Source organism: Salinicola sp. V024 (assembly GCF_052645315.1).
Genome location: NZ_JBQXYB010000003.1, coordinates 19,112 through 43,738 on the forward strand (window position 1 = coordinate 19,112; position 24,627 = coordinate 43,738).

The 24,627-nt window shown below is 63.1% G+C and carries 20 protein-coding genes; 9 read left to right on the forward strand and 11 right to left on the reverse strand.

The window, feature by feature from the left end:
• Positions 1 to 207 precede the first annotated feature (207 nt).
• Entirely contained in the window at positions 208 to 1,110 is a 903-nt protein-coding gene (locus tag ACUN9V_RS06005) for a CYTH domain-containing protein (protein ID WP_445510725.1), read from the forward strand.
• A gap of 35 nt (positions 1,111 to 1,145) precedes the next feature.
• Here the strand turns inward: ACUN9V_RS06005 and ACUN9V_RS06010 are convergent, their stop codons facing one another.
• Together ACUN9V_RS06010 and ACUN9V_RS06015 are read right to left on the reverse strand one after the other, a co-directional pair.
• Positions 1,146 to 3,092, reverse strand: coding sequence for an EAL domain-containing protein (locus ACUN9V_RS06010; RefSeq protein WP_445510726.1), 1,947 nt, complete (start codon positions 3,090 to 3,092; stop codon positions 1,146 to 1,148).
• Positions 3,089 to 3,673, reverse strand: a complete 585-nt coding sequence (locus ACUN9V_RS06015; RefSeq protein WP_075562447.1) for a heme NO-binding domain-containing protein — start codon at positions 3,671 to 3,673, stop codon at positions 3,089 to 3,091. The genes ACUN9V_RS06010 and ACUN9V_RS06015 overlap by 4 nt, the downstream gene beginning before the upstream one ends.
• Before the next feature lie 222 nt (positions 3,674 to 3,895).
• On the opposite strand from ACUN9V_RS06015, the gene ACUN9V_RS06020 reads away from it, so the two are divergent.
• Together ACUN9V_RS06020 and ACUN9V_RS06025 are read left to right on the forward strand one after the other, a co-directional pair.
• Entirely contained in the window at positions 3,896 to 4,795 is a 900-nt protein-coding gene (locus tag ACUN9V_RS06020; protein WP_075562446.1) for an ion transporter, read from the forward strand.
• Positions 4,796 to 4,951: 156 nt separating this feature from the next.
• Complete coding sequence (locus ACUN9V_RS06025; protein WP_439285923.1) at positions 4,952 to 5,728, forward strand: 5'-nucleotidase, lipoprotein e(P4) family; 777 nt, start codon at positions 4,952 to 4,954, stop codon at positions 5,726 to 5,728.
• A gap of 89 nt (positions 5,729 to 5,817) precedes the next feature.
• Here ACUN9V_RS06025 and ACUN9V_RS06030 read toward each other — a convergent pair whose 3' ends face one another.
• Positions 5,818 to 6,438, reverse strand: coding sequence for an L-threonylcarbamoyladenylate synthase (locus ACUN9V_RS06030; protein ID WP_439304190.1), 621 nt, complete (start codon positions 6,436 to 6,438; stop codon positions 5,818 to 5,820).
• A gap of 125 nt (positions 6,439 to 6,563) precedes the next feature.
• The gene (locus tag ACUN9V_RS06035; protein ID WP_445510727.1) at positions 6,564 to 7,487 is read right to left on the reverse strand and encodes a PHP domain-containing protein; all 924 of its coding nucleotides are present in this window, start codon (positions 7,485 to 7,487) and stop codon (positions 6,564 to 6,566) included.
• A 110-nt stretch (positions 7,488 to 7,597) separates the two neighbouring features.
• On the opposite strand from ACUN9V_RS06035, the gene ACUN9V_RS06040 reads away from it, so the two are divergent.
• From ACUN9V_RS06040 to mnmC, 3 genes are all read left to right on the forward strand, one after another.
• Complete coding sequence (locus ACUN9V_RS06040) at positions 7,598 to 8,149, forward strand: septation protein A (protein WP_445510728.1); 552 nt, start codon at positions 7,598 to 7,600, stop codon at positions 8,147 to 8,149.
• Positions 8,149 to 8,448 carry a YciI family protein gene (locus ACUN9V_RS06045; RefSeq protein WP_445510729.1) on the forward strand — a complete coding sequence of 100 codons (300 nt, stop codon included), beginning with the start codon at positions 8,149 to 8,151 and terminating at the stop codon, positions 8,446 to 8,448. Before ACUN9V_RS06040 ends, ACUN9V_RS06045 begins: the two co-directional genes overlap by 1 nt.
• Before the next feature lie 208 nt (positions 8,449 to 8,656).
• The gene (gene mnmC / locus ACUN9V_RS06050; protein ID WP_445510730.1) at positions 8,657 to 10,669 is read left to right on the forward strand and encodes a bifunctional tRNA (5-methylaminomethyl-2-thiouridine)(34)-methyltransferase MnmD/FAD-dependent 5-carboxymethylaminomethyl-2-thiouridine(34) oxidoreductase MnmC; all 2,013 of its coding nucleotides are present in this window, start codon (positions 8,657 to 8,659) and stop codon (positions 10,667 to 10,669) included.
• Positions 10,670 to 10,735: 66 nt separating this feature from the next.
• On the opposite strand, the gene ACUN9V_RS06055 is transcribed toward mnmC, so the two are convergent.
• Positions 10,736 to 11,461 (reverse strand): response regulator, encoded by a 726-nt coding sequence (locus tag ACUN9V_RS06055; RefSeq protein WP_445510731.1) that lies wholly within the window; start codon positions 11,459 to 11,461, stop codon positions 10,736 to 10,738.
• A gap of 3 nt (positions 11,462 to 11,464) precedes the next feature.
• A complete protein-coding gene (locus tag ACUN9V_RS06060) occupies positions 11,465 to 13,066 on the reverse strand; it encodes an ATP-binding protein (protein ID WP_445510732.1) in 1,602 nt (533 codons plus the stop codon).
• Positions 13,067 to 13,480: 414 nt separating this feature from the next.
• Between ACUN9V_RS06060 and ACUN9V_RS06065 the strand changes: the two genes are divergently transcribed.
• Positions 13,481 to 14,794: a 2-hydroxycarboxylate transporter family protein gene (locus ACUN9V_RS06065; protein WP_445510733.1), complete on the forward strand. Its 1,314-nt coding sequence runs from the start codon at positions 13,481 to 13,483 to the stop codon at positions 14,792 to 14,794.
• A 106-nt stretch (positions 14,795 to 14,900) separates the two neighbouring features.
• Here the strand turns inward: ACUN9V_RS06065 and ACUN9V_RS06070 are convergent, their stop codons facing one another.
• The 4 genes from ACUN9V_RS06070 to smc form a co-directional block, all read right to left on the reverse strand.
• Entirely contained in the window at positions 14,901 to 15,170 is a 270-nt protein-coding gene (locus ACUN9V_RS06070) for a YheU family protein (RefSeq protein ID WP_445510734.1), read from the reverse strand.
• A 2-nt stretch (positions 15,171 to 15,172) separates the two neighbouring features.
• Positions 15,173 to 17,212 carry an NAD-dependent DNA ligase LigA gene (gene ligA / locus ACUN9V_RS06075; protein WP_445510735.1) on the reverse strand — a complete coding sequence of 680 codons (2,040 nt, stop codon included), beginning with the start codon at positions 17,210 to 17,212 and terminating at the stop codon, positions 15,173 to 15,175.
• Between the two features lie 158 nt (positions 17,213 to 17,370).
• A complete protein-coding gene (gene zipA, locus ACUN9V_RS06080; RefSeq protein WP_439285909.1) occupies positions 17,371 to 18,651 on the reverse strand; it encodes a cell division protein ZipA in 1,281 nt (426 codons plus the stop codon).
• 209 nt (positions 18,652 to 18,860) lie between these two features.
• Positions 18,861 to 22,364 carry a chromosome segregation protein SMC gene (smc, locus tag ACUN9V_RS06085; protein ID WP_445510736.1) on the reverse strand — a complete coding sequence of 1,168 codons (3,504 nt, stop codon included), beginning with the start codon at positions 22,362 to 22,364 and terminating at the stop codon, positions 18,861 to 18,863.
• A gap of 212 nt (positions 22,365 to 22,576) precedes the next feature.
• Here smc and ACUN9V_RS06090 point away from each other — a divergent pair, with 212 nt between their 5' ends.
• Together ACUN9V_RS06090 and ACUN9V_RS06095 are read left to right on the forward strand one after the other, a co-directional pair.
• A complete protein-coding gene (locus ACUN9V_RS06090) occupies positions 22,577 to 23,050 on the forward strand; it encodes a LexA family protein (protein WP_075562436.1) in 474 nt (157 codons plus the stop codon).
• On the forward strand, positions 23,050 to 23,661 hold the full coding sequence (locus ACUN9V_RS06095; RefSeq protein ID WP_075562435.1) for an IMPACT family protein: 612 nt from the start codon (positions 23,050 to 23,052) through the stop codon (positions 23,659 to 23,661). Before ACUN9V_RS06090 ends, ACUN9V_RS06095 begins: the two co-directional genes overlap by 1 nt.
• Positions 23,662 to 23,706: 45 nt before the next feature.
• On the opposite strand, the gene ACUN9V_RS06100 is transcribed toward ACUN9V_RS06095, so the two are convergent.
• The gene (locus ACUN9V_RS06100; protein ID WP_075562434.1) at positions 23,707 to 24,384 is read right to left on the reverse strand and encodes a GntR family transcriptional regulator; all 678 of its coding nucleotides are present in this window, start codon (positions 24,382 to 24,384) and stop codon (positions 23,707 to 23,709) included.
• Positions 24,385 to 24,627 lie beyond the last annotated feature (243 nt).

Consider the following 24,627-nt stretch of genomic DNA (forward strand, 5'->3'; position numbering starts at 1 on the left):
GCCTGGATGCGTTGGAAGTGGCGGCGTCAGTATAATGATTGCGTCAGTATGCGTCATGAAAAATTCACATGAGCGTCCATTGTCTGTCTTCGATTCGAGACATCACCCTATGCCGCCATGACGCCAGAATCCATCATGGCAGAGGTAAGTCCTGTCGCGACAACTTCTGCCCTACATTCAAACCAGACAGCCACTGCCGGAGCACGCATGAGCGACGAAATCGAACTCAAACTGGCGCTGTCGCCCCAGGGCCCCACGCAACTCATGGGTCACCCGCTACTCAAGACGCTGGCATCGCAAACGGTCACGCTGGGAAATCAGTATTACGACACCGCCGAGGGAATTCTGCAGTCGCGTCGCGTCGCATTGCGGGTTCGCCGGCAAGGCGATCGGCGTTTGCAGACCTTGAAGAGCGCTGCCGAAAGCCAAGGGGGCCTGTCGAGCCGCGGCGAGTGGGAGTGGTCGATCGACAACGCCGCGTGCAGTGCCGCCGGTCTCGATTTGAACGGACTTCGCGAACTCGACCACCCCGCCCTTTCCGGCCTGGATCTGGAGACGCTACGCCCGGTCTTCACCACCGACTTCGAGCGCCGGCTATGGCGTTACCGGATCGACGGCAGCGATATCGAAATTGCGCTGGACCAGGGCTCCATTCACGCCGGCGATGCCCGCCTGCCGATCTGCGAGCTCGAACTCGAGCTCAAACACGGTCGTCCGGAGCAACTGTGGACACTGGCGCAGCGCCTGTGCGAACCCTCGGCACCAGACGCCCCGACGCTACCGGCGCGTCCGGCCAACCACAGCAAGGCCAGCCGCGCCGGCTGCCTGGGCAGCGGTTGGCCCGCGCCAATCGTCATCGAGACGGTTTCGGTGGACGCCCTGATCGACGCCATCGACAACTGGCAGGACAGCCAGCACCCCGCCTGGCTCGCCAGCGCCAGAGACCGTTGCGATCGGCTCATTCAGCAATGGAAAATGCGGCGGAGTGCCCCGCACCGGGAGCATGACGAACGCATCGAGGCGGCCGAACGAATTCTGGCGGATCTGGGTCAGGGCATCGTTCCCTGGCGCGGGCAGGACTGGCTGGTTCTCAGACATGAAGGTGTTTGACGTCGCGCCAAGGCGGCGCCAAGGCGGGATAGGATTCAAGCTGCCGGCAACGACGAGCCGCTGGCGGCACGACCCGCCCCCCTGACGCGACAAGGCCTGGGAGGCGTGAAATCCGCGACCAGCCGATCCAGCGGTAACGGACGGGAATAGAGATAGCCCTGAATATCGGTGACCCCCCAGTCACACAGGATGTTCAGAGTTTCGCGCTCTTCGACGCCTTCCACGACGATGCGGTAGTCGAGGCGTTGGCACAGGGCGATCACCGCCGACAGCACATGACGCTTGCGCGGCAACGTGGTGACGTTCATGACCAGCTCGCGGTCGATCTTGACCGTGTCCATCGGCATCGAGGTCAATTGCGCCAGCGACGAGTAACCGCTGCCGAAATCGTCCAGCGCCACGCTGATGCCGGCCCCCCGGATCCGGTCCAGGATACGGAACGCCCTGGCCGGGTCGCTGAGCACCGAAGTCTCGGTCACTTCGATCTGTAGCCGACGGGGGGAAACGTCGTGGCGCGAGAGTATCGCGATCATGGTGTCGAGCAGATGGGGGTCCATCAGTTGCCGGGTCGAAAGATTGACGCTCAGCGAGAAGCTGTCGCCGAAGCGCTCGCAGATGGCTCCGTCCTTGAGCATCGGCAGCGCCTGTTCCATCAGCATCTCCCACAGCGGGGCGATCAATCCCGAGCGTTCCGCGACCTCGATGAAGCTGACCGGTGCGACGATGCCTTCGTTCGGCTCGTGCAAGCGCATCAACGCTTCGAAACAGCGAACCTCGCCCGTCGAGGCGTCGACGATCGGCTGCACGAAACAACGCACACCGCGGGTCGCCAGCGCGCCACGAATCAGCTGCTCCGCGTGACTCGTCTGACGCTCCCAATGGCGGAGCGGCTCACTGTAGTAGCGCCGGGAGCCGACACCCGACAGCCGCGCGTTGGCCAGCGCCAGACGCGATCGATGGTGCCATTCGTCGGCACTCACCGGCTCGGCCGGGTTCAATGCCGCAATCCCGCTGACATGCGACAACCAGACCTGCTGACCGTCGATCTCCACCGGCTGTGCAAGTAGCGCCTCGAGAGGTTCCAGCGCGTCGTTCAACCGGTCTGCCGCATCGGTTTCGAAAATCATCGCGAAGGTGTGTTCCGGCAGCGCGATCAACGCCACCCTCGGGGGCAACTGGCGGCGCATTCGCTGTACCAGGCCTCGCAGCGCGGCGACGGCGATATCGACCGCGACACCATCGAACAGCGATGCCACGTTGAGCAGCTGAAACTTGACCAGTGCCATCGCCGCGAGGGGTATTCGCGCCAGTCGGCCCTGCAGCAGGAGATCGAGATAGGCGCCGTTGGGCAGCCGCGTCAACGGGTCGACGAGCCGCTGTTCCGTGGTATCGGTCTGGGTGCCGGCCATGCGGATGGCTACGCCATCGCCGTTGCGCTGGCACAGCCCTCGACACACCACCATGCGCCAGGCATCCCGGGCATCGCGAATGCGGTACTCCACATTGACTGCTGACGTCAGCCCATCGAGATGCTGGTAGAGCGATCGCTGGACCTCGGCGCGGTCATCGTCGTGAATCCGCGATAGCCAATCATCGAGACCGCGCTGGCCGCCCTCATGTGGCAGTCCCAGCATGCTCGACCAGCGCTGGGACAGGGTGATGTTGCCGCTGTCGATATCCCATTCCCACACCCCGTCGTTGGTGGCGGTCAGCACCAGATTGAGTCGCTGGGTGCGTTCGTCGACGCGGATTTCGAGCTCGTCCCGGGATGCCTGGAGATCCCGGATCGTCCGCCGTACCGAATCGAGCACGAAATTATTGAGCTGGGCCAGTTTCTGCAGTGCGATCTCGTCACTATCGGTATGGACATGGAACTCGAAACCGCCGTCCACCGCCTGACACAGCTGATTGCTGATGGAGTCGACCTGCGCGATCAGACGACGTTCACGGTCATCCGTCACAGTCGAGGAGGCCTCTCTCATGCCACGCTCCCTGACAGTGACTCCGGCCCGGTCGCGAACGTCATTTCGAAGCGACAGCAGTCGTCACCGCGATGCCGACAGCGAGTCTCCGCGAGCTCGCCGGACTGCGCGTACTCTTCGAGCACGCGCGCGAACAGCGCACGATAGAGCGAACAGAGCCCGTTGGCCGAGCGATACTCGACAATCAGAGCGCCCTCGCTTTGGTCCACGACCCGGAACTTGTCATTCACCCGGCTACGCAGGTCGGGATCACGAATACCGGCGCCGAGAGAGGCATGAATGGCCGGCTGTCGGCCGAGGAAAGCTTGCGCCGAATCGGCCATCGAGAAGAACATGGGGTAGTGTCGACGCGTCCAGTTGATGAACAGATCGGCATACAGGGTCATCAACGCCTCATGGTCGAGCTCGAGATAATCGCCGGCGGCCTCGAAGAACGCGAGCGTGTCGGCATCGTCGTAATCCGTATCGATACGCCGTCCCGGCGACGACACACCGGCTTGGGCCGCGATCCAATCCACGGCCGCTTCACCGTAGTGGCTCTCGACATGATCAATGAGAACGCGTTGAATCAACCCGATCATGGAAGGACTACCCTCGCGTCAGGTCACGCTCTTGCGTAACACTGTAAACTCGCAATGACTCGTTAAGCCCTGCCCCATCCCGGGCTGACGGTCGACTAACCTCGGCGAACCCGAAGTATTATTGGCATTATCGGCGCCCGCGCCAGGAAATTGAACGTCATGTAAATGAATTATCGGACGCGTCTCATCGCGTAGCCGGCCACCAAGACAGGAACTCAATTGATGCAATCGGGCGGCTCATCGCTACGCAAACGGCTGTTTCAGATCATCTTCGAATCCGACACCCCGTTAGCCAAGGCCTTCGACATCACCCTGATCACTCTGATTCTGGTGAGTGTCGCGACGGTTTTCCTCGACAGCGTGCCAGGGCTACACAAGCGATACGGCGAGATTTTCTATGTGGTGGAATGGGGCTTCACGCTGATCTTCACACTGGAGCTGGTCCTGAGGCTCTACTGTCTCGACCGGCCGCTGCGTTATCTGCGCAGTTTCTACGGCATTCTCGATCTGCTGGCGATCCTCCCCACCTGGCTCGCTCTCTTCATACCGGGCGCACAATCGCTGCTGGTGGTGCGAGTCTTGCGGGTGCTGCGGGTCTTTCGTGTGCTTCGGCTCATGGAGTTCGTCGGGGAAGGCCGCATGCTGGTGGAAGCGCTGCAGCGCAGCCAGCGCAAGATCCTGCTGTTTTTGACCACCATACTGCTGATCATCACGATCTTCGGCTCCGTCATCTATATGATCGAGCCGCCGGAGGCGGGTTTCACCAGCATGCCGCGGGCGATGTACTGGGCGGTCGTCACCCTGACCACAGTCGGCTACGGCGATATCGCCCCGGTGACGCCGTTAGGGCAATTCATCTCTGCTTTCATGATGGTGCTGGGCTACTCGATCATCGCCGTCCCCACCGGGGTCTTCTCCGCCGAAGTGATCCGTTCGATCCAGCGCGAGCGCTATTCCGAGGAAGCCTGCCCCGGCTGCGGCCGTGAAGGTCATGAGCAAGATGCCAAATACTGTCGCTTCTGCGGCTCCTGGCTCGATGAAGAGACGCAGGACCCGAATGCCCCCGACGACGATGAGACGTCAGCGGATGAGGAAGAGGACAGCGACAAGCGGCGGGACTAACGGCGGGGCCAGTGGCAGCGACCGCGCGACGTTCGATCATCGGTGCAGAATGCAGGCTCTTGGGAACGGTGTCGCATTTGATCGAGAAGGGGCAAGTCTCTAGGTTAGGACGCGTCCGGGCCACTGCCGGCCACGACCACAAAAGGAGGAGGTTCCATGAAAAGCACAACGAAAAACCTGCTGCCCTGGATGCTGACAGGCGCCATGACGCTGGGCATCGCATCGACGGCCCACGCCGCCGAATCCGACGATGACGCCTGCGCCCCCGAGGCCTATGCAATGGCACTTCGCTATCAACAGCAATCGGCCGAAATCGATGCGCTGCAGCGGCAAGGCTACGCTCTGGCAACGGCGAAACTGCAGCAGAAGATCGCGGCCCACCCCGATGCGGATAACCTGGCCATCATGACGGACCTGGACGAAACGGTGATCGACAACTCGGCGCTGCTCGTTCGCGACATGCAGGCCTGCCATGACTTCACCGGCTGGGATACCTGGAAAGTATGGGAGCGCGAGGGACACCCGCGACTGATTCCTGGCGCGCGCGCTTTTCTAAATTACGCCGATTCCCAAGGGGTGAAGATTTTTTACGTCTCCGACCGCTACGAAGAGAACAAAGCGAAAACGCTCGAGACGCTGCAGTCACTGCGCCTGCCCCAGATCAACGACGCTCAGGTTCGGCTACTGGGCCCCTCCAAGGGCGACAGACGTGCCGCAATCCAGCGCGATCACGAACTCATTCTGCAATTGGGCGACTCGCTGGCTGACTTCTCCAGCGACTTTCATCATGCCGGTCTGGACGAGCAGCACAGGCTGGTCAGCGAGAGTGACGCACACTTTGGCGACGACTGGATCGTGTTCCCCAACGCCAGCTACGGCAGTTGGAGCGATGCCGAACTCGAAGCATGGTCGGCGCCGCTGAAGACGCACTAATCCTCGGATGCGGGGCATCACCATCCCCGCCCTACCTCGTCATCAAGGCTCGACCGCCGCCCGGTCGAGCCGTCCATTCAATGGATGACTCAGCGAAAAGCCGAGGAATCGCCCCGCCCTTCGCGGACGATTACCGGCGGGATCTCGCGCAAATCAACCACGGTGGTCGGTTCGAGCTGGCAGGCGCCGCCGTCGATGATCGCATCCAGATGCGCGCCGAAGCGGTCGCGGATCTCTTCCGCATCGGTCATCGGCCAGGTCTCCCCCACCGGTATCAGCGTCACGCTCATCAGCGGTTCGCCCAGGGCGTCGAGCAGCGCGTGCGTGATGTTGTGATCCGGCACCCGAACGCCGATCGAGCGGCGTTTGGGATGCAACAGCAGCCGGGGCACTTCGCTAGTGGCAGTCAGAATAAAAGTGTAAGCGCCGGGCGTATGCGACTTGAGCAGCCGAAACACGCTGTTGTCGACCTTGGCATAGGTGCCAATCTCCGACAGATCGGAGCACACCAGGGTGAAATTGTGGCGGTCGTCGAGTTCACGCAGCCATTTGATCTTCTCGATCGCCTTCTTCTCGCCGAGCCGGCAACCCAGGGCGTAGCCTGAATCCGTCGGATAGGCGATGACACCACCCTGATTCAGGATGCCGATGGCCTGATCGATCAGCCGCTTCTGCGGATTCTGCGAATGAATCTGGAAAAACTGGGTCATCTCACGCTCTCCTCGAATCGCTTCTGAAACCTGCTCTGAAGCCTCTGTAGAAACCTCTGCCGCACCGCCTGACGGCGACGACCGGTGACACGTGATGGCTAACGGTGAGAGTACCAGACCTGACGCTATTCGCCGTTGGCAAAGCGGCGCATGGCGGGATGGCACCACACCGGCTTGACGTGGGAGCGTGGCGGCGGACTGATGGTTCCCGGCGACAGCGGACCGCCGGGATAGTGGAAATCGCTGCCGATCGACCCGTAGAGGCCATGGAAGTCGAGCTGCCGGGCCAGATCGTGAGTCGTATCCGGGTTCTGGTACCCGCTCACCAGTTCCGCCGCCTCGCCGCCGGCCTCGATGAACGCCGAGAACAGCAGATCGCGCTTGCGTCGGGTCATGCCGTAACGCAACGGGTGGGCGACGACGGCGATACCGCCAGCGTCGCGAATCCAGCCTACCACCGTAGCCAGTTCCGGCCAGTGCATCTTGACGTCGCCACGCTTGCCAGTGCCGAGATAGCGCTTGAATGCCGCCTTGCGATCCGGCACCAGACCGGCCGTGACCAGCGCAGCGGCGAAATCCGGCCGCCCCAGTGGGCGCTCACTACCCGCCTCGAGCCTTGCCTTGGCCAGTCCGTCTTCCAACCCGATCTTCTCGAGGCGGTGGGCGATCTCGCGGGAGCGCTTGTCGCGCGCCCGACTCAGGATTTCCAGCCCCGACTCGAACGCCGGCGAAACGCCCTGGGGCAATAGCCCTACGATATGGAGGCCGATCCCGCGCCATTGACAGGAAAGCTCGGCGGCAGCGATCAGGCTGACCCCATGATGCTCACACTGCCGCCGTGCCTCCTCGACACCTTCGATCGTGTCGTGGTCGGTGAGTGCGACGTGGGTCAGACCGCGTGCGTGGCAGAGATTCGCCAGCTCGGAAGGCGACAGCTTGCCATCGGAGGCCGTGGAATGCAGATGCAGATCGACGCCGCGAATGCCGTTCAGCGTCTCGGGCAGCGCGGTAGAGAAGGTCTCGGCATCATCGGTGGGAAAAACGCTCATGGGCATGACGCCAGCCAGCGTCTTTGTCAGAATAGGCCGACCATGGTGAGGGCCGCGACGAGCCGGGTCAATCGTCTGCGCCCTCGCCACCCGCCAGAGGCCTAGCCCGTATGAAACTGTTGTTCGACTTTCTGCCCATCGCCATTTTCTTCGTCGTTTATCACCTCAGCGGCGATATCATTACGGCGACGATGGTGCTGATCCCGGCCACGCTGGCTCAGCTGGGCATTGTCTGGTGGCGCCAGCGGCGTGTCGAGAAGATGCTGCTGATCACCTCGATCATCGTGATCGTCTCGGCCGGCGCCACGATCGCTTTCCATAATCCGGCCTTCATCCAGTGGAAGCCGACCGTCATCAATGCGCTGTTCGGCATCGCCTTTCTGTTCTCGCCGCTTTTCGGCGGGCAGACGCTGACCCAGCGGATGATGGGCAAAGCGGTGACGCTGCCGGCGGGCACGTGGCAACGCCTCAACCTGGCCTGGGTGCTATTCTTCTTCGCCATGGCCGCACTCAACGTCTACGTCTTCAGCTACTACGACGAGGCAACCTGGGTCGACTTCAAGCTCTTCGGCATGCTGGGCCTGACACTGCTGTTCGTGATCGGACAAGCCGTGTTCCTGGCACGCCATCTTTCGTCATCACAATCAGAGGAAGGCTCCTGATGCTCTACGCCATTATCAGCGACGACGTCGAAGACAGTCTGCAAAAGCGACTCTCGGTTCGCCCGGAACACGTCAAGCGGCTGGAAGCCTTGAAAGACGAAGGGCGTCTGATTCTGGCCGGACCGCACCCGGCCATCGACAGCGACAATCCGGGTGATGCCGGCTTCAGCGGCAGCCTGATCGTGGCAGAGTTCGAATCGCTCGAGGCGGCCCAGCGCTGGGCCGATGCCGACCCCTATGTCGCGGCTGGGGTCTATTCGCAGGTCCGGGTCAAACCCTTCAAGCGAGTCCTGCCTTAACGCCGTCCGCCGTTCGCGGCATCGAGTCCGGCATTATCCACAACCCTGGCGCAATGGGTTTTGCACACTTGCTGTGGATAACACTGTTGAGATCCCGCGGACGGCTTTCCCGGCGGCCGATAGGCCGCCGCCTGTCAGAAACTGTTCAATATTTAACCAGCACGCTGTCGTCGTTCCCGGCTGACGGCGGCGATCGGGCGCGATACCCATGTCTGCCAAGACGCATACCAAGACGCTAGCGGCTCATCGCCACGCCATTCGTCACGCCGAGCTCGACTGGCGAGCCGACGATGGCGACCTTGTGGCGCCCTTCTCGACCGATTACGACGATGTCTACTTCTCGCGCCAGGATGGTCGTGAAGAGTCCCGCTTCGTCTTCATCGACAACAACGACCTGCCTCGGCGCTTTGCCGACTGGCATCACCGGCGTCCGTTCACGATCGGCGAAACCGGTTTTGGCACCGGTCTCAACATGCTGTGCGCCTGGGCCTGCTTCGACGAGCACGCTCCCGCCGGGGCCAGGCTCCATCTGGTCTCGACCGAGAAGCATCCGCTCACCCGTGAAGCGCTGGAGCGCGCCTGGCGTATCTGGCCGCAGCTCTCGCGCCAGGCGACCGAGTTGATTGCCCAGTGGCCGCCGGCCGTGGCCGGTGTTCATCGGCTGCAGCTCGACACGCGCGTCACTCTGGACCTGCACTTCGGTGACGCGGCGGACTGTCTGTCACGTCTGGACGGCCAGGTCGATGCCTGGTTTCTCGATGGTTTTGCACCCTCGAAGAACCCCGACATGTGGCAGCCCGCCCTGTTCGAGGCCCTCGCCGCCGCCAGCCGGCCCGACGCCACCTTTGCCACCTTCACCTGCGCCGGTTTCGTTCGCCGCGGTCTGGCGGCGGCCGGCTTTCGCTGGCACAAGGTGCCGGGCTTCGGTCGCAAGCGCGAAATGCTCCGCGGTGAACGTGACGAGACGTCCCAACCCGCTCCCCGAGCGGCCACGCCGTGGTTCCACCCGCCACCCGCCGGTTCCGCCAGTCACGTCGCCGTGATCGGTGGCGGCATAGCCGGCACCAGCGTCGCCGCCGCGCTGGCCCGCCGCGGCAGCCAGGTGACCCTGATCGATCGTGCGGGTGTCGCAAGCGGGGCGTCGGGCAATCCCCAGGCGGCGCTTTACGTCAAGCTGGCGATCGAGACCAATCTCCAGAGTCGGTTCTATCTCGCCGCGCTGCTCTATACGCAGCGCTGGCTGGCTCGACTCGACCCGGAACGCCACTGGTGGTCGGATTGCGGGTTGCTGCAACTGACCGGAGAGGCTCGCGATGTCGAGCGCCAGTCTCGATTCCTGCACAACTACGACCTGCCGCCGGCGGTCGTTTCCGCCAGCGATCCGGCACGCGCCACGGCCCTCGCCGGCATCGATATCGCCCAATCGGCGCTTCACTATCGCCACGGCGGTTGGGTCGACCCGGTAGCGCTGTGCCGCCATCTCGCGGCGACGCCCAGGGTCGAGACGCGCCAGGCCGAACTCGGCGCGCTCCGCCAGACGGAAGCCGGCTGGGAGATGCAGCTCGACCGGGAGACGCTCAACGTCGATCAGGTGGTTCTTGCCGCCGGCCACGCCAGTCGCGCCTGGCTCGACGGCCTGCCGCTGCAGGCCATTCGCGGTCAGATCTCCACGCTGGCGCTGCCCCGACCCACGCCGTTAAGCCAGGTCCTCTGCGCCGAGGGCTACGTGATGCCGGCGCGGGAGGGAAAGCTCACCTTCGGCGCGACCTTTTCCCCCAACGACGACGACAGCGAGCTTCGTCAGTCGGATCACCAGCGCAATCTCGACGAGCTGGGCCGCACGGCGCCATCGATCGCGGCTCAGTTCGCGGATGCGACCTCCGCACTCTGCGGCGGCCGCGCCAGCGTTCGTGCCGCCAGCCCGGACAAGACGCCTTACGCCGGGCCGCTGCCGGACGTCGCTCGCTGGCGACGTGACTACGCCGCGCTGAGCAAGGATGCCAAGCGAGCTATCGCCTCTTCGTGCGATCACTATCCCGGGTTACATCCAGGGCTATGGGTCAACACGGCTCACGGTTCTCGCGGCATGGTCAGCGCGCCGCTGTGTGCCGAGCTGATCGCCTCGCGGATTCACGACGAGCCGATGCCGCTGGAACGCGAGCTGGTCGATCATCTACATCCTGGCCGGCGGATCATCGCCGACCTGATTCGCGGACGCTGACGCGACACGATTCCTCAAGGCACGATTCATCACGCACTCCGGGTGGCTGCAACGCGTCCAGAGGTGCTAGCCCGGGGCGCCGGGTTCGCCCAGTCGGGCCAGCGCGTCGTCGTCGAGGCAGCGATAGGTGAAGGAGGGGCGGCCGATCTGGCCGTAATGGAAGGACTCTTCGAGCACGCCGCGATCCACCAGATGCTTGAGATACTTGCGCACCGATACCCGCGACATGCCGGTGTTCTCGCTCATCGCTTCGGTGGTGAACGGCGCAGCGCCCTGATCGGCGGCCGCTTTCGCCACCTGTGACAGGGAGTTCGAGGTCAGCCCCTTGGGCAGGTCGCCGGGACGCGTCGGCTGGCTTGCGCTCGTCTCCCGGAACAGGGCATCCAGATCTCGCTGATGCGCCCGCGCGGGCAGCCGGGAGAGACGCTGATGCGTATCCAGGCAGCGTGCCAGGGCTTCCTTGAAGCGCTCGAATTCGAAGGGTTTGACCAGATAGTCGCTGACGCCCAGATGCTTGGCCTCACGCACGGTCTCCATCTCCGAAGCCGCGGTGATCAGCACGATCTGGATATCGCGGGCCTGCCGACGCAGATCGCGAACCAGCGACAGCCCGTTGTGTTCGCGCAAAAAGACATCGAGCAGCAGCAGATCCACCGGTTCCCGTCCCAGAATCTCTCTCGCCGCCGGCAGGTCCTCGCACTGCGCGACCAGGCTGACACCGTCGAGGCGATTGAGAAACTCGACGTTGAGACGCATCACCATCGGATCATCTTCCACAACCAGCACGCGCATGGACTACGTCACTCCATCGGTTACCTGCGTTACGACCATCCCATAGGGTACTGTCACCTCGACCAGGGTGCCACGCCCGAGCGTGGAATAGAGTGCCAGCGCGCCCCCCAGCGATTCGATATGGGTCTTGACCATGGCCAGCCCGTAGCCGCGTCCCTCGCCCTTGGAAGAGACGCCCTGCTCGATGGCACGCTGCTGCTGATCCTCATCCATGCCGCCGCCGTTGTCCGACACGTGCAGCGACAGCGCCCCGCCATCGACACCCAGCGTCAGGCTCACCTGCGGCGATTCGCGGCCGGCGACCGCCTCGAAGGCGTTTTCCACCAGATTACCGATGATGGAAACCAGCAAATGCAGGGTTTCACTGTCGTCGGGCGCCGGAATCTCGCTCTCCAGTTCGATCTCGAAGGCGACGCGGCGCTCCCGGGCTTCACTGCCCTTGGCCAGCAGAAATCCCGCCAGGACGGGATCCCTGACTCCCGCGATCCGCGCCGCAGCCGGGGCGATTAGGGTGTCGTCGAGCTCGCGCAGGTAGCGCTCCAGCCGCCCCAGATCGCGCAGTTGCACCAGCCCCAGGATGACATGCAGTCGATTCTTGAACTCATGGGTCGAAGCGCGAAGCGCCTGGGCGTAACGACTGACGCCGGTCAGCTCTTCGGCGAGCCGGTTGACCTCACTGCGATCGCGCAGCGTGACCACGCTGCCACCCGCGCCGCGTTCGCCGCGAATCGGCACGCGGTTGACGATCAGCGCCCGCCCGTTCAGCGTCAGCCGTCGATCGAGCGTCGGCATGGCGCTGTCGAAAAGCTCCTTCAACGTCGATGCCGGAATGCCTGAACCGTCATCGGCCCCCAGCGGATTCAGCAACTGACATGCCGCCGGGTTGACCAAGGTGACCTGCCCGGCGCCGTTGATCGCCAATACCCCTTCGTGCAGTGACGCCAGCATGGCCTGACGCTCGCGAACCCACTGAGATATCTGATGGGGTTCGAATCCCAGCAGAATCCGCTTGATGTAGCGCGCCAGACACCAGGCGCTCGCAGCACCCACCAGCATCAGCAGCACGATGCCCAGCAGCAGCCCCTGGCGGCGCTCGGCCAGCAGCAGGCCGACGCGATTGAGCGTGACCCCGGTCGAAACGGCGCCGATGACCGTGCCCTTGGCATCAATCACCGGCGAAAAGCCCCGAATACTGACGCCCAACGTGCCCTCGGAGCGAGAGAGATAGGACTCGCCGGCCAGCGCGGGCCCTTCGTCGCCGCCGCGAAAATATCGTCCTACCTGGTCAGGATCGGGATGGGTCAGACGCAGATGGTCGAGATCCATCACGGTGATGAAGTCCACGCCCAGGCGTTCGCGCAGCCTCTCGATCGTCTGGCGCAGCGGCGAGCGGGCGTCGTGGACGATCGGACGGGCCTCAAGAGCGGTCTTGACGTCTTCACGATCAGCCAGCACCGCTGCCAGCCCCATCACCCGCTCGCCCTGAGCGTCTTCCAGGTTGGCGCGCAGCTGATGGTTGAACAGCAACAGCGCCACGCCCAGCGTCAACACGATCATGCTGGCGACCAGAATGAATATCTGAGCACTGAGACGCAGCCGCTTCATTCGACGCTGCCTCGACGTGATCGAGAATCGCCACCGTCGCCGGATTGCGTCTCTCGTCGACCTACACCAGACTCCATCTGTGACTCCCCTCCCTATGTGCCACACGCCACTCAAGTACGATATCGTCAGGCATATTAACCACAGACGGACCACGCACGGCCAACGCACGGACATCGCGCGGACGCATGGCGCTGGTGAATCCCCGAATCACTGCGAATTTAGACCATGGTGGTATACCCCAGAGCCTGCGGTTATGCGGGCCGACCCTGCATGTCTTTCAATAGTTTATAAAGGCTTTAATAATTTCATAAAACTTGGTCGACACCACCAGGCCTCTATCCTCGGCAGCGTACCGCCCATCGGGCGAAAATACCGCTTACCGCCCTTTGGGCGAGAATCCTTGGGGAGCCAACCATGACTTCAACCGTGACGCAAACGGCGCACGCTGATGCCGGCCGTCGAGACAGCTGGCTAGCGACACCGATTTTCGGCATTCCTCTCCCGCTTTTTGCCATCGCCACCGCAGTGCTGATTCTTTCCATTGCGACGGACACGATCCCGACCGGCATGATCGGCGCCCTGCTGGTCATGATGATCTTCGGCGAACTACTGGGCTTTATCGGCGATCGGCTGCCGATCGTCAAAACCTATCTGGGCGGCGGCGCCATTCTCGCGATCTTCGGTGCCGCGGCACTGGTCTACGTGCAGTGGTTGCCGACCAGCGTCCTCGATAACGTGACCCAGTTCATGAAGAGCGGTGGCTTCCTCAATTTCTATATCGCCGCACTGATCACCGGCAGCATTCTGGGCATGGATTCCAAGGTACTGGTCAAGGTCGGCTCGCGTTACGCACTGCCGTTGATCTGTGCCGTACTGTTCGCGGCACTGTTCGCGGTCGCCGTCGGCTGGTTGATGGGCTTCTCGCCGCAGGACGCGGTGGTCGTCATCGCGTTACCGATCATGGGCGGTGGCATGGGCGCCGGCGCGGTCCCCATGAGCCAGATCTACGAGCAACTGCTGGGCCAGCCGGCCAGCTACTATATTTCGATTCTGGTACCGGCGCTGGCACTGGGCAACGTCTTCGCGATCATCATCGCTGGTCTGCTCAACGGCCTGGCCAATCGCATGCCGAGCCTGACCGGCAACGGTCAGATGATGCCGGGCGTCGAGATCGAAGAGCGCGAGAGCAAGCCGGACCTTTCCAAGCTGGGCATCGGCATCATCGCGGCTCTCACCTTCTTCGTCGCGGGCGAGATTCTGGGTAGCGTGATTCCGCTGCACCCGTATGCGCTGATGATCATTCTGGTCGCCGTGCTCAAGATCACCAACATCGTGCCGGAATCGGTCAACGAAGCCGCAGCACAGTGGTTCCAGTTCGTCGCCAAGAACTGGACCTTCGCCCTGCTGTTCGGAATCGGCATCGCCTACACCGACCTGGGTCAGGTGATCGACGCGATCTCCATCACCTATGTGCTGATCGTGCTCGCCGTCGTCGCCGGCGCCGCTTTCGGTGCCGGTCTGGTCGGCAGACTGGTCGGCTTCTACCCGATCGAGTCGGCGATCACCGCCGGGCTGTGCATGGCCAACATGGGCGGCACCGGTGACGTGGCGGTGCTCTCCGCGGCCAAGCGCATGCAGCTGATGCCGTTCGCCCAGATCTCGTCACGCCTGGGTGGCGCCCTTATCCTACTGATCTCCAGCATCGTGGTACCGCTGTTCTTCACTTAATCCGGTAGCAACGGCCAGTCCAGACGAATGGCCATGTAAAACGGCGCCCCGTTCGAGAACGGGGCGCCGTTTTCGTGTCTTCAGCTGATCCGGCGAACGCGCGTTCTCAGCCCTCTTCCTCGTCGTCGGCGATGTCACGACCGAATCCACGCCACTGCGCCAGCGTCATCACCTCGGTACTCTCGGTCTGCAGATCGTGCACGATCAACAGTTCGCCGCGTTCCAGCTGGCGTTTGAGATCCCGCACCCAATCGTGCATGTCCGTCGCCACATCGGTGGTGTCGTAGCCCTGACGCGTGACGAACGTCTCGAGCAGCGCGTCCAGCGTTTCCGCAGGCAACATTCGATGCGGAATTTCGATAAAGCGGCCGCTCATGCTCATGCCTCCCATTCGTTCAGACGCTCGACGAACGTGGCTTCGTCGATCACTTCGACTCCCAGATCCTCGGCCTTGGCCAGCTTGCTGCCGGCGCCAGGCCCGGCAACGACGGTGGCGGTCTTCTTGGAGACGCTGCCGGCGACCTTGGCGCCCAGCGCCTGCAGACGCTCCTTGCCTTCGTCGCGAGTCATGCTTTCGAGACTGCCGGTCAATACCCAGGTCTGCCCGTCCAGCGGCTGCGGGCGCTCGCCGATCACCTCCTCTTCCCAGGTCACGCCAACCGCCAGCAGATCATCCAGCGTCTCCTGGTTGTGCGCCTGTTGAAAGAACGTATGAATATGGTGGGCGACCACGGGGCCGACATCGTCCACCGCCGTCAACGCCTCCAATGGCGCATCACGCAGCACCTGCAACGCGCCGAAGTGGCGCGCCAGACTGGCCGCGGTCGCTTCGCCCACTTCACGGATTCCGGTCGCATAGATGAAGCGCGCCAACGTGGTTCGCTTGGCCGCCTCGAGCGACTGGACGAGATTATTGGCGGATTTCTCCGCCAGTCGCGGAAGCTCGGCGAGCCGCTCGGCTCTCAGCCGGAACAGATCCGCCGGCGTCTTGACCCATTCGCGCTCGACCAGAAGATCGATCAGCTTCTCACCGAGACCGTCGATATCCAGCGCGCGGCGGCTGGCGAAGTGTTTCAACGCCTCCTTGCGCTGCGCCGGGCAGTAAAGGCCGCCGGAACAGCGCGCGGCGACCTCACCTTCGAGCCGCTCGATCTGCGAACCGCAGACTGGGCATTCGGTGGGCATTTCAATGGCGCGAGTCTCTTTCGGGCGCTGCGACTCGACGACGCCCACGATCTGGGGAATCACGTCACCGGCGCGCCGCACGATCACGGTATCGCCGATACGTACCCCGAGCCGCTCGACCTCGTCCATGTTGTGCAGCGTGGCATTGGACACCGTCACCCCGGCCACCTGCACCGGTTCCAGCTTGGCCACCGGCGTCAGCGTGCCGACGCGGCCGACCTGAAACGTCACGTCGTTGAGCGTCGTGGTCTGCTCTTGAGCTGGATATTTATAGGCGATGGCCCAACGCGGCGCGCGGGAGACGAAGCCCAGCTCACGCTGATCGCGCAGGCTGTCGATCTTGATCACGGCACCATCAATGTCGTAATCCAGCGACTCTCGCTTGTCACCCAATTTCCGGCAAAACTCGATGACACCCTCGTCGCCTTTGACCACGTCCAGCAGAGGGCTGGTTCGAAAGCCCCAGGATCGGAGCCACTGCATCTGTTGACTGTGCGAGGCGTCGATATTGGCAATACTCGTAGTCTCGCGAGAGATCCACTGATAAGCACAGAATTCCAGTGGTCGCTTGGCAGCGATCGAGGAGTCCAATTGACGCAGGCTGCCGGCCGCGGCGTTACGCGGATTGGCAAAGATCTTTTCGCCGCGCTCACGGGCGCGTTCGTTCATCGCCTCGAAGCCGGAGTGGAGCATGTAAACCTCGCCACGAACTTCAAAGAGATCAGGATACTCACTGCCGACTACCTTCAATGGAATGGAGCGCAGAGTACGTAAGTTAAGCGTGACATCCTCACCAGTCTGCCCGTCGCCTCGCGTCGCCCCCTGCACTAGGCGGCCGTTCTCATAGACCAGCGACACCGCCAGTCCATCGAGCTTGGGCTCACAGCAAAACTCAATTGTCTCCGCGTTACGCTCCAACCTTACCGCCGTTCGTTTGATGAAATCGCGCAACTCAGTTTCGTTGAGGGCATTGCTCAAAGAAAGCATAGGGACAGCGTGGGTTACTTCCTCGAAGCGTGCTGCCGGGGGCGCCCCGACACGCTGGGTCGGCGAATCCGGCGCTACTAGCTCGGGATGCTCGGTCTCGAGCGACTGCAGCTCGCGCAGCAGCTTGTCGTACTCGACATCCGGGATCTGCGGCTGATCCTCGACATAATAGTGGTAGTTGGCATCGTCCAACTGCTGGCGCAGGGCATCGGCCCTCTCGCGGACCGCTTGGGGGATCTGGCTCATGACGCTCGGTTCGATCGCTGCACAAAGTGTGCCCGCATTGTAGCGGAAGCCGGTCTCGGCTGCGCTAATGCAGGAGAATGCTGCAGATGAAAACGACGACGGGGCCCGTAGGCCCCGTCGTTCGCTATCGCTATGCTCGGATCTGCTGCTCGTTCGGATCAGTTGGCCTGATAACGACGCAGCCGATGGCGACGCTCGAACTCCTGCACACGCTGACGTGCGAACTCGATGGTCTGGGCGGTCATCACGCTGTGATTCTCGTCCTTGAGCTCACCGCCGAGATTGCGCACCAGCACCATCGCGGTTTCCAGCATTGCCTCGAAGGCGACTGACGTATCGTTGGCACCGGGGAGCGGCATCAGGAAGGTGACGCCCGGCGTCACGATTTCCTGCATGTTATCGAGATCGAATACGCCCGGCTTGAGCACATTGACCATCGAGAACTGCAGCTCGCTGTCATCGGATTCGGTCTCGTAGCGATGGAAAATACCCATTTCGCTGAACCGCAATCCACACGCCAGCATCAGGTTCAGTAGGTCGGCACCATCGAAGCCGTCCTCGGTCCGCGCCAGCACGCTGATGACAATGATTTCCTCGGCATGAGCCAGCGTCTCACGGGCACGCGCGGCGCTGACATGATGCCGCTTGGCCCGCTCGACCGCCGGATGCTGGGTCACCACATCGTTACGCGAGGCCTCGCTGATGTCCTCCGCCGACGCGGCGACCGGGGTCGGCTCGTCAACGGCAACGGCAGGCTCGCGATGCGACTGCGTCGCCAGATCCGTTGACAGAGGGGGCTCGGGCTCTGCCACCGGCTCGCGCTGCTCCGATGTCCACTCGCCATCCCGCGGCACCAGCGTGGTGATCTGCAGACGATTCGGCGCGTCGGCGGCCTCGGCGTCTTGCGGTGTCAGACGCGGTTCCTGATGCGCCCGGTCATGATGCTCATCATGAATACGGGATTCTTCGACGTCGCGCCTGGCGTCGTCGCGCTTGTGGCTCAGCCGCTGAGCCGACTCACTGACTCGCTTGGCACCGGCCCGAACGGCATTCCTGACCCGCTGCTGCATATCGGTCTTGTGCTGCATGTCAGCGAACGAGGACCGATTGCCGCGGTCGAGAATGCTGCGCTGCAGCTCCTCGGGCGGAATGCGCTCCTGCCGTTTGGGCTCGGAAGGCCTGACCGGCTCCGCCTCCTGGCGCTCGAACGTCGCCGGACGTAAGACACGTGCCCCTCCATTGGGCAATTCCCAGTTGACCTCGGCCTCACGGGCCGCCTGTTCCGGATCCACTTCGGACCCGTCGTCGGTTTCGCGCTCTCCGATCGCCTGATCCAGGCGCGGAACCCGACGTTGGCGCTGGAGGCGACGGAAGCCATCGATCACGATGGTCGCCACCAAAACCAGCCCCAGGATGATCAGCCACTCTCTTAGTTCCATGGGTCGTCTTGCCTGTTCGCGGTGCCACTATGCTGGAAGAGGACAACATGCTTATCGCATGTTGGCACTAGCATAGCGTGATTTGTCAAAAATGGGCTACTTTTTTTCTTTGTCAAGTGAAGTTTCGCCCATCAGCAATCACCCTTCAATTCCATCCCATCTTTCCTATCCTATTACGTCGTTAGCCGGTTTGGCTATTTTCCACGACATCATGGCGCCTCCACCATCGATGCCGCCTCATCAACACCCACTGATACCAGACGCGAGACGCCCGGCTCCTGCATGGTCACGCCCATCAATCGCTCGGCAGCTTCCATTGCAATTTTATTATGCGTGATGAAGATGAACTGCACGCTCTCGGACATTTCCTTGACCAATTTCGCGTAGCGCCCCACGTTCGCATCATCGAGTGGCGCATCGACTTCGTCGAGCATGCAAAAAGGGGCCGGATTGAGCTGGAAGATGGCAAACACCAACGACAGTGCCGTCAGCGCTTTTTCGCCCCCGGAAAGCAAATGAATGGTGCTGTTTTTCTTGCCCGGGGGACGTGCCATGATTGCCACGCCCGTCTCCAGCAAATCTTCCCCCGTGAGCGTCAACCATGCGGCCCCGCCGCCGAAGACTCGGGGAAAAAGTGCCATCAGACCCTGATTCACTTGCTCGAAAGTCTGCTTGAAACGGGCCCGCGTCTCCTGATCGATCCGCTTGATCGCCCGCTCCAGTGTATCGATCGCCTCGCTCAGTTCGGCATGCTGGGCTTCGAGGTAGTCGCGCCGTTCGGCCTGCTGCTCGTACTCTTCGATCGCCGCGAGGTTGATGGCACCGAGCCGCCGGATGCGCTCACCGGCCGCTTCCAGGCGAGTCTGCCAGGCGGACTCCGTGGCATCGGGATCGAGATTTTCCTCCAGGGCGGGGGCATCCTGCTGCTGTTCCGCCAACGTTTCACGCTGGGCATCCGCCTTGAGGGTCAGAGCCTGCACCTGCATTCGCGCCTCCTGTAGCCGCTGGCGCCACTCTTCCAGTTGACGCTCGTGCTGCTGGCGGTCGATCTCCGTCTGACGCAGTGTCTCGCCGATCTGGTTGGCGCGATCCCGGCAGCGGTCGAGCGCGGCCTCCTGCTGCGATCGCGTCTCGAGCAACTGCTCCAGACGTTCGCGCTGATCCCCGTCGGGTTCGCGCAAGGTGCCCATCTGTTCTTGCAGCAGTTCGACACGTTCGTCGAGTCGCGACAGCTGCTCCCGACTGCGCTCGGCCTGCTGTCGAAGCTCGCCCCCCTGTGCTTCAAGACGTTGGCGCTCGAGGGCCAGCTGCTGCTGCGCCTGACGCGTCTGCTGCTGCTGCTGACGAAGCTCTCCCAGTCGGGTCTGGCTCTGCTCACGCGCCCTTTGCAGCGTGTCACGCTCGACGCTGTTGGCTTCGATCCGATCAAGCGCCTGCTGCCAGCGTTCGCGCGTACTTTCCAGCTCCAGGGTCTGTGTTGCGTGTCGATCCTGCCCCTGGGCCTGCTCGGCGTCGAACTCTCGAAGCCGCGAGCCAACGTGCTCGAGCCGGCTTGCCAGGGTCGCCAGCCGCGTCGATTGCGCCTGGCGCTGCTCGGCGAGTTCGCGCTCTTCCTGCTGCAGCGTTTCCAGCGCCGCGTCGCTGGCGTCGCCCTGAGACTGCCAATCGGCGATCTGCGCCTGATGCTCGGCGAGGGTATCGTCTAGCGAGGCCAGTTCCTCGACCAGTGCGTCGCGGCGTTGGCGCTGAAGCAGGACGCTATCCGCGTTGGCATCGTCTCGGCCCAGCCGTCTGGCCCAGCCGCGACCCAGCCACAGCCCCTCTTGGGTAATCACGCTATGGCCGACGGGAAGATCGGCCACCCTCTGCCAGGCTGTCGCCGAATCGTCGACGCAGTAGATCGTCGACAACAGCGTCGCCAGCGCGCCGGCACCGTTGACCCTGACGCCCAGGGAGTGCGCGGGCGCCGGATCCGGCGCGTGATCCGATACCACCGGTAGCTCGCCACTGGACAGCGACTCCAGAGGCGCACGAGCACTCTCAGGGGTCGCCAGCCTCGCCCGGAGCCACGGCGCCAGTACCCAGGCCACCGTGCGCTCCCAGCCGGCTTCCACTTCCAGCCGCTCGGCGACCCGCGGTGCGTCAGCCAGCGGATGATCGGCGAGGTGCTCGGCGAGACTGGCATCGTCGTCATTCAGTGCCGCCTTGATCAGCGCCTCGAGCGAGGCGATCTCCCCCTGGCAGCGATGCTGGCGCTCGCGTTCGCTATCCCGGGCGGCCTGTATCTCCGCCTGACGTTCCCGAGCCTGCTCCCGCGATTGACGGCGCTCGTCGCGGCGAATTTCCAGTGTCTGGCGGCGTTCGTCCAGCACCGCCAGTGTCTCTTCGACCGTGTCCCGCTCCATTTCGAGATCGCCGATATCCGGCAGTTCCGCTCGCTGCTGCCGGCGCCGCTCGAGCTCGTGGGTCAACTGCTCGAGCTGGCGTTCAAGGCGCTGGATCGATTCCTGCTCGCGCTCGGCCCGGTGGCGGACTTCTCGATCCCGCTCGCTGAAGGCCTCCCACTGCTGCTGACGTTCATGAGCCGAGGCCTCGGCGTCCTCGAGCTGGGCCTCCAGGGTCAGTAGCGCCTCGTCTGCCATTTCGGCATCGGGCAGCAGCGTCTCGAGCCGGGTCTCGAGCTCCGCACGGCGCGTCTCGTCCTGTTCGACCAGCTGCCCCAGCGCATCGCGCTCCTGCCGGGCGCTGTCGAGATCGCCGGAGAGCTGGCGTTCACGCTGCCTGGCATGTTCGAGTGATTGCTCGAGCCGCGCGATGTCGGCGCCGGTCTGATAGAAAGCGGCCTGATGGGTGTCCAGCTCTGCAGCGACGACGTCGTGCGTCTCCCGGCCTTCCGCCAGCCGGGATTCGCACTGGCGCTGGCCCAGAATCTCGCGCTCCACCTGGAGTTCGTAGTCGCGCACGCGCGTTTCTTCCTCGCGCTGCTGACTGCGCAAGGCGCGTTCGCGCAGCAGCGCCAGCTCACCACGCAGGCGATGCTCTTCCGCTTTCAAGGTGCGATAACGCCTTGCGGCTTCGGCCTGACGCTTGAGCCGTTCGAGCTGCTTGTCGAGCTCCTCGCGGATATCGTCGAGACGCTCCAGATTCTCCTGGGTACGCCGCAGACGGTTTTCGGTTTCCCGCCGACGCTCCTTGTACTTGGAGATGCCCGCCGCCTCTTCCAGCGTGTTACGTAGATCCTCCGGACGCGCCTCGACCAGCCGGGAAATCATGCCCTGACCGATGATCGCGTAGGAGCGCGGCCCGAGGCCGGTGCCCAGGAAAATGTCGGCGATATCGCGACGGCGGCATTTCTGGCCGTTGAGGAAATAGCTGGACTGCGCCTCGCGAGTGACCAGGCGCTTGACCGCGATCTCGTTGTAGCCGGCGTAGGCGCCGCCGAGGTCCCCCTCGCGATTGTCGAAAACCAGTTCGATGGAGGCCTGCCCGATGGGTGATCGGCCGGTGGAGCCGTTGAAGATGACATCGGTCATCGACTCGCCGCGCAGCGTCTTGGCGGAGGACTCGCCCATGACCCAGCGCACCGCATCGATGATGTTGGATTTACCGCAGCCGTTGGGTCCGACGATGGCGGTCATGTTGCCGTCGAACGGTACCGTGACCGGATCGACGAACGACTTGAAACCGGCCAGTTTGATGGACTTGAGGCGCATGCGGTCAGTGAAGCTCCTGGATCCGATAGGCGTCGGCGCCGCCAACGACGGCGGCCTCGACGCAGGATTCGGCAGAGCCTAAGGCACCACGTGGTCGATATCCAGTGCCAGGGTCGCGGAATAGCCAACCGCAATATCGGTGTGGAGCAAGGTATCGACTTGTCGCCGGCGCTTGCCTTGCTATGATGGCGCCACCACCTCGGGAGAAGACGATGACAAACGCCGCACCGAGCTATCTACAGCGCCAGCCGAATCTGCCGCTGATCGACGGCAACTGGGAACCCATCGACGCGACCGACATGGTCGAGATCCCGTTGCTTGGCCAGGTCGCAGCCGGCCTGCCGATGGAAGCCTGCCTCGACAATGCCACCGTTCACGTTCCGGCGAAGCTGGTCCGACGCAATACCTACGCCCTGCGCGTCCGTGGCGACTCGATGATCGACAGCAATATCTTCGACGGCGACGTGATCATCATCGAACGCTATGAATCGGCGGAAAACGGCGAGACCGCCGTGGTGCTGATCAACAACCACGAAGTGACGCTGAAGAAGCTGTTCATCGAGAAGTCCGGCGTTCGTCTGCAGCCTGCCAACGACACCATGCCGCCGATTTTTCTGAAAAATGAAGACGTTCAGGTGCTCGGTCTGGTCATGGGCGTGATGCGCAATCCGCCACAAGCTGCCTGATGCGCTACCCGATTCCCGATCTGGCGCCGCAGGCGCGACATACCAACAGTGTCGAGATCGAGAAGAGTCGGTTCCTCTGCTGGATCGCTCATGCGCCCGATAACGCGGCCTTCGAGGCGCTGCTGGCCGAGGCGCGCACGGTGCACCCCGATGCCAGCCATCACTGTTCCGCGTTCATCGCCGGTCCGCCCGGGGAGCAGGTCGCGATCGGTTTTTCGGATGACGGTGAGCCGGGCGGCACGGCGGGTCGACCGATGTTCCAGGCGCTGGAAGGCAGCGGCATGGGCCAGATCGGCGCTGTGGTAACGCGCTACTTCGGCGGCACCAAACTGGGCACCGGCGGGCTGGTGCGCGCCTATACCCAGGCGGTGCTCAAGGCGCTGGAGACGCTCCCCCGGCGCGAATTCACCGAACGGCGTGTCGTGGCGATCCAGGTCGATTTCAGCAACGAGGCCGAAGCCCGTCACTGGCTGGCGGAACGTGACATTCCCATCACCGATGCCGAGTACGATAGCCACGGTCCACGGCTGACACTGGCCTGGCCGGCAGACGACAGCGTTTCGCTGGCTCTGCTCGAACAGCGACTCAAGGGCGCGCTCGTCCGTCTCTGATCACGCCACCGGTATCGCTGGCTCCCTTCCCCCCCGGTTCCGCCTTCATCTTCTGCCTACCCGGCTTTCAAGACACGCCCCCTGCGCCACCTCGTAGGAGAGCCGAATGTGCTCTTCGAGCAGGGCCCGCGCGGCCGCGATGTCGCGCGCCAACGCCAGCTCGACCAGCCGGCCGTGCTGCTCGTTGAGGATCGTGCGTACTGCGTCGTTGGCGGGGGCCATGCGTCGATAGCGGTCGAACTGGTCGTGCAGCTGTTCGATGAAGCGCAGCAACCACGCCGACTCACAGGGTTCGAGCAGATGACGATGGAACTGCAGATGCATCTGCTCCCAGTGATCGAGCTGCCCCGGCGCTTCATCGGCGCGCTTGAGCCGGTGGAAAGCCGCCAGCAGCCCCGCCTCCCACTCGGCGCCCCCGTTTTCTAGCGCCTGTTCCAACGCCTGGCCTTCGAAGCGGCTGCGCAGGTCGGCGATATCATCGAGTTCCGCTCGCTCCAGCGCGGGAACGCGGAAACCACGCTGATTTTCCTGCTCCAGCAGGCCGTAGGCCGCCAGCCGATTGAGAGCCTCGCGCAGCGGGCTCAACCCAACCTGGTAGTGCTGCTTGAGCGTGGTGATGGCCAATTTCTGACCGGCGGTAAAACGACCGTTGATCAGGTCGCGCTTCAAGGCCACGTACAACTGGCTGGTGGCCGTATTCGCGGAGGAGACTTCGGCTCCCATAATGTCTGACCTTCTAATCCAGTGGCGGAGATTCGCAATGGCGGAGATTCGTGTGCCGACCCGACGTGGTTTGCCCAGCCAGCGCTTGACCTGCGGCCAAGATCGACGTAATAGTAAAAAATCGATTTTCCACAATATAAACGATTCACATAGATTTACCGTAAGACTTTCCTACGGCAAGACCGCCTCGACGCACGACCTACGGCATCCCACGAACCGGCCAAGAATAAATCGAGAACCGCC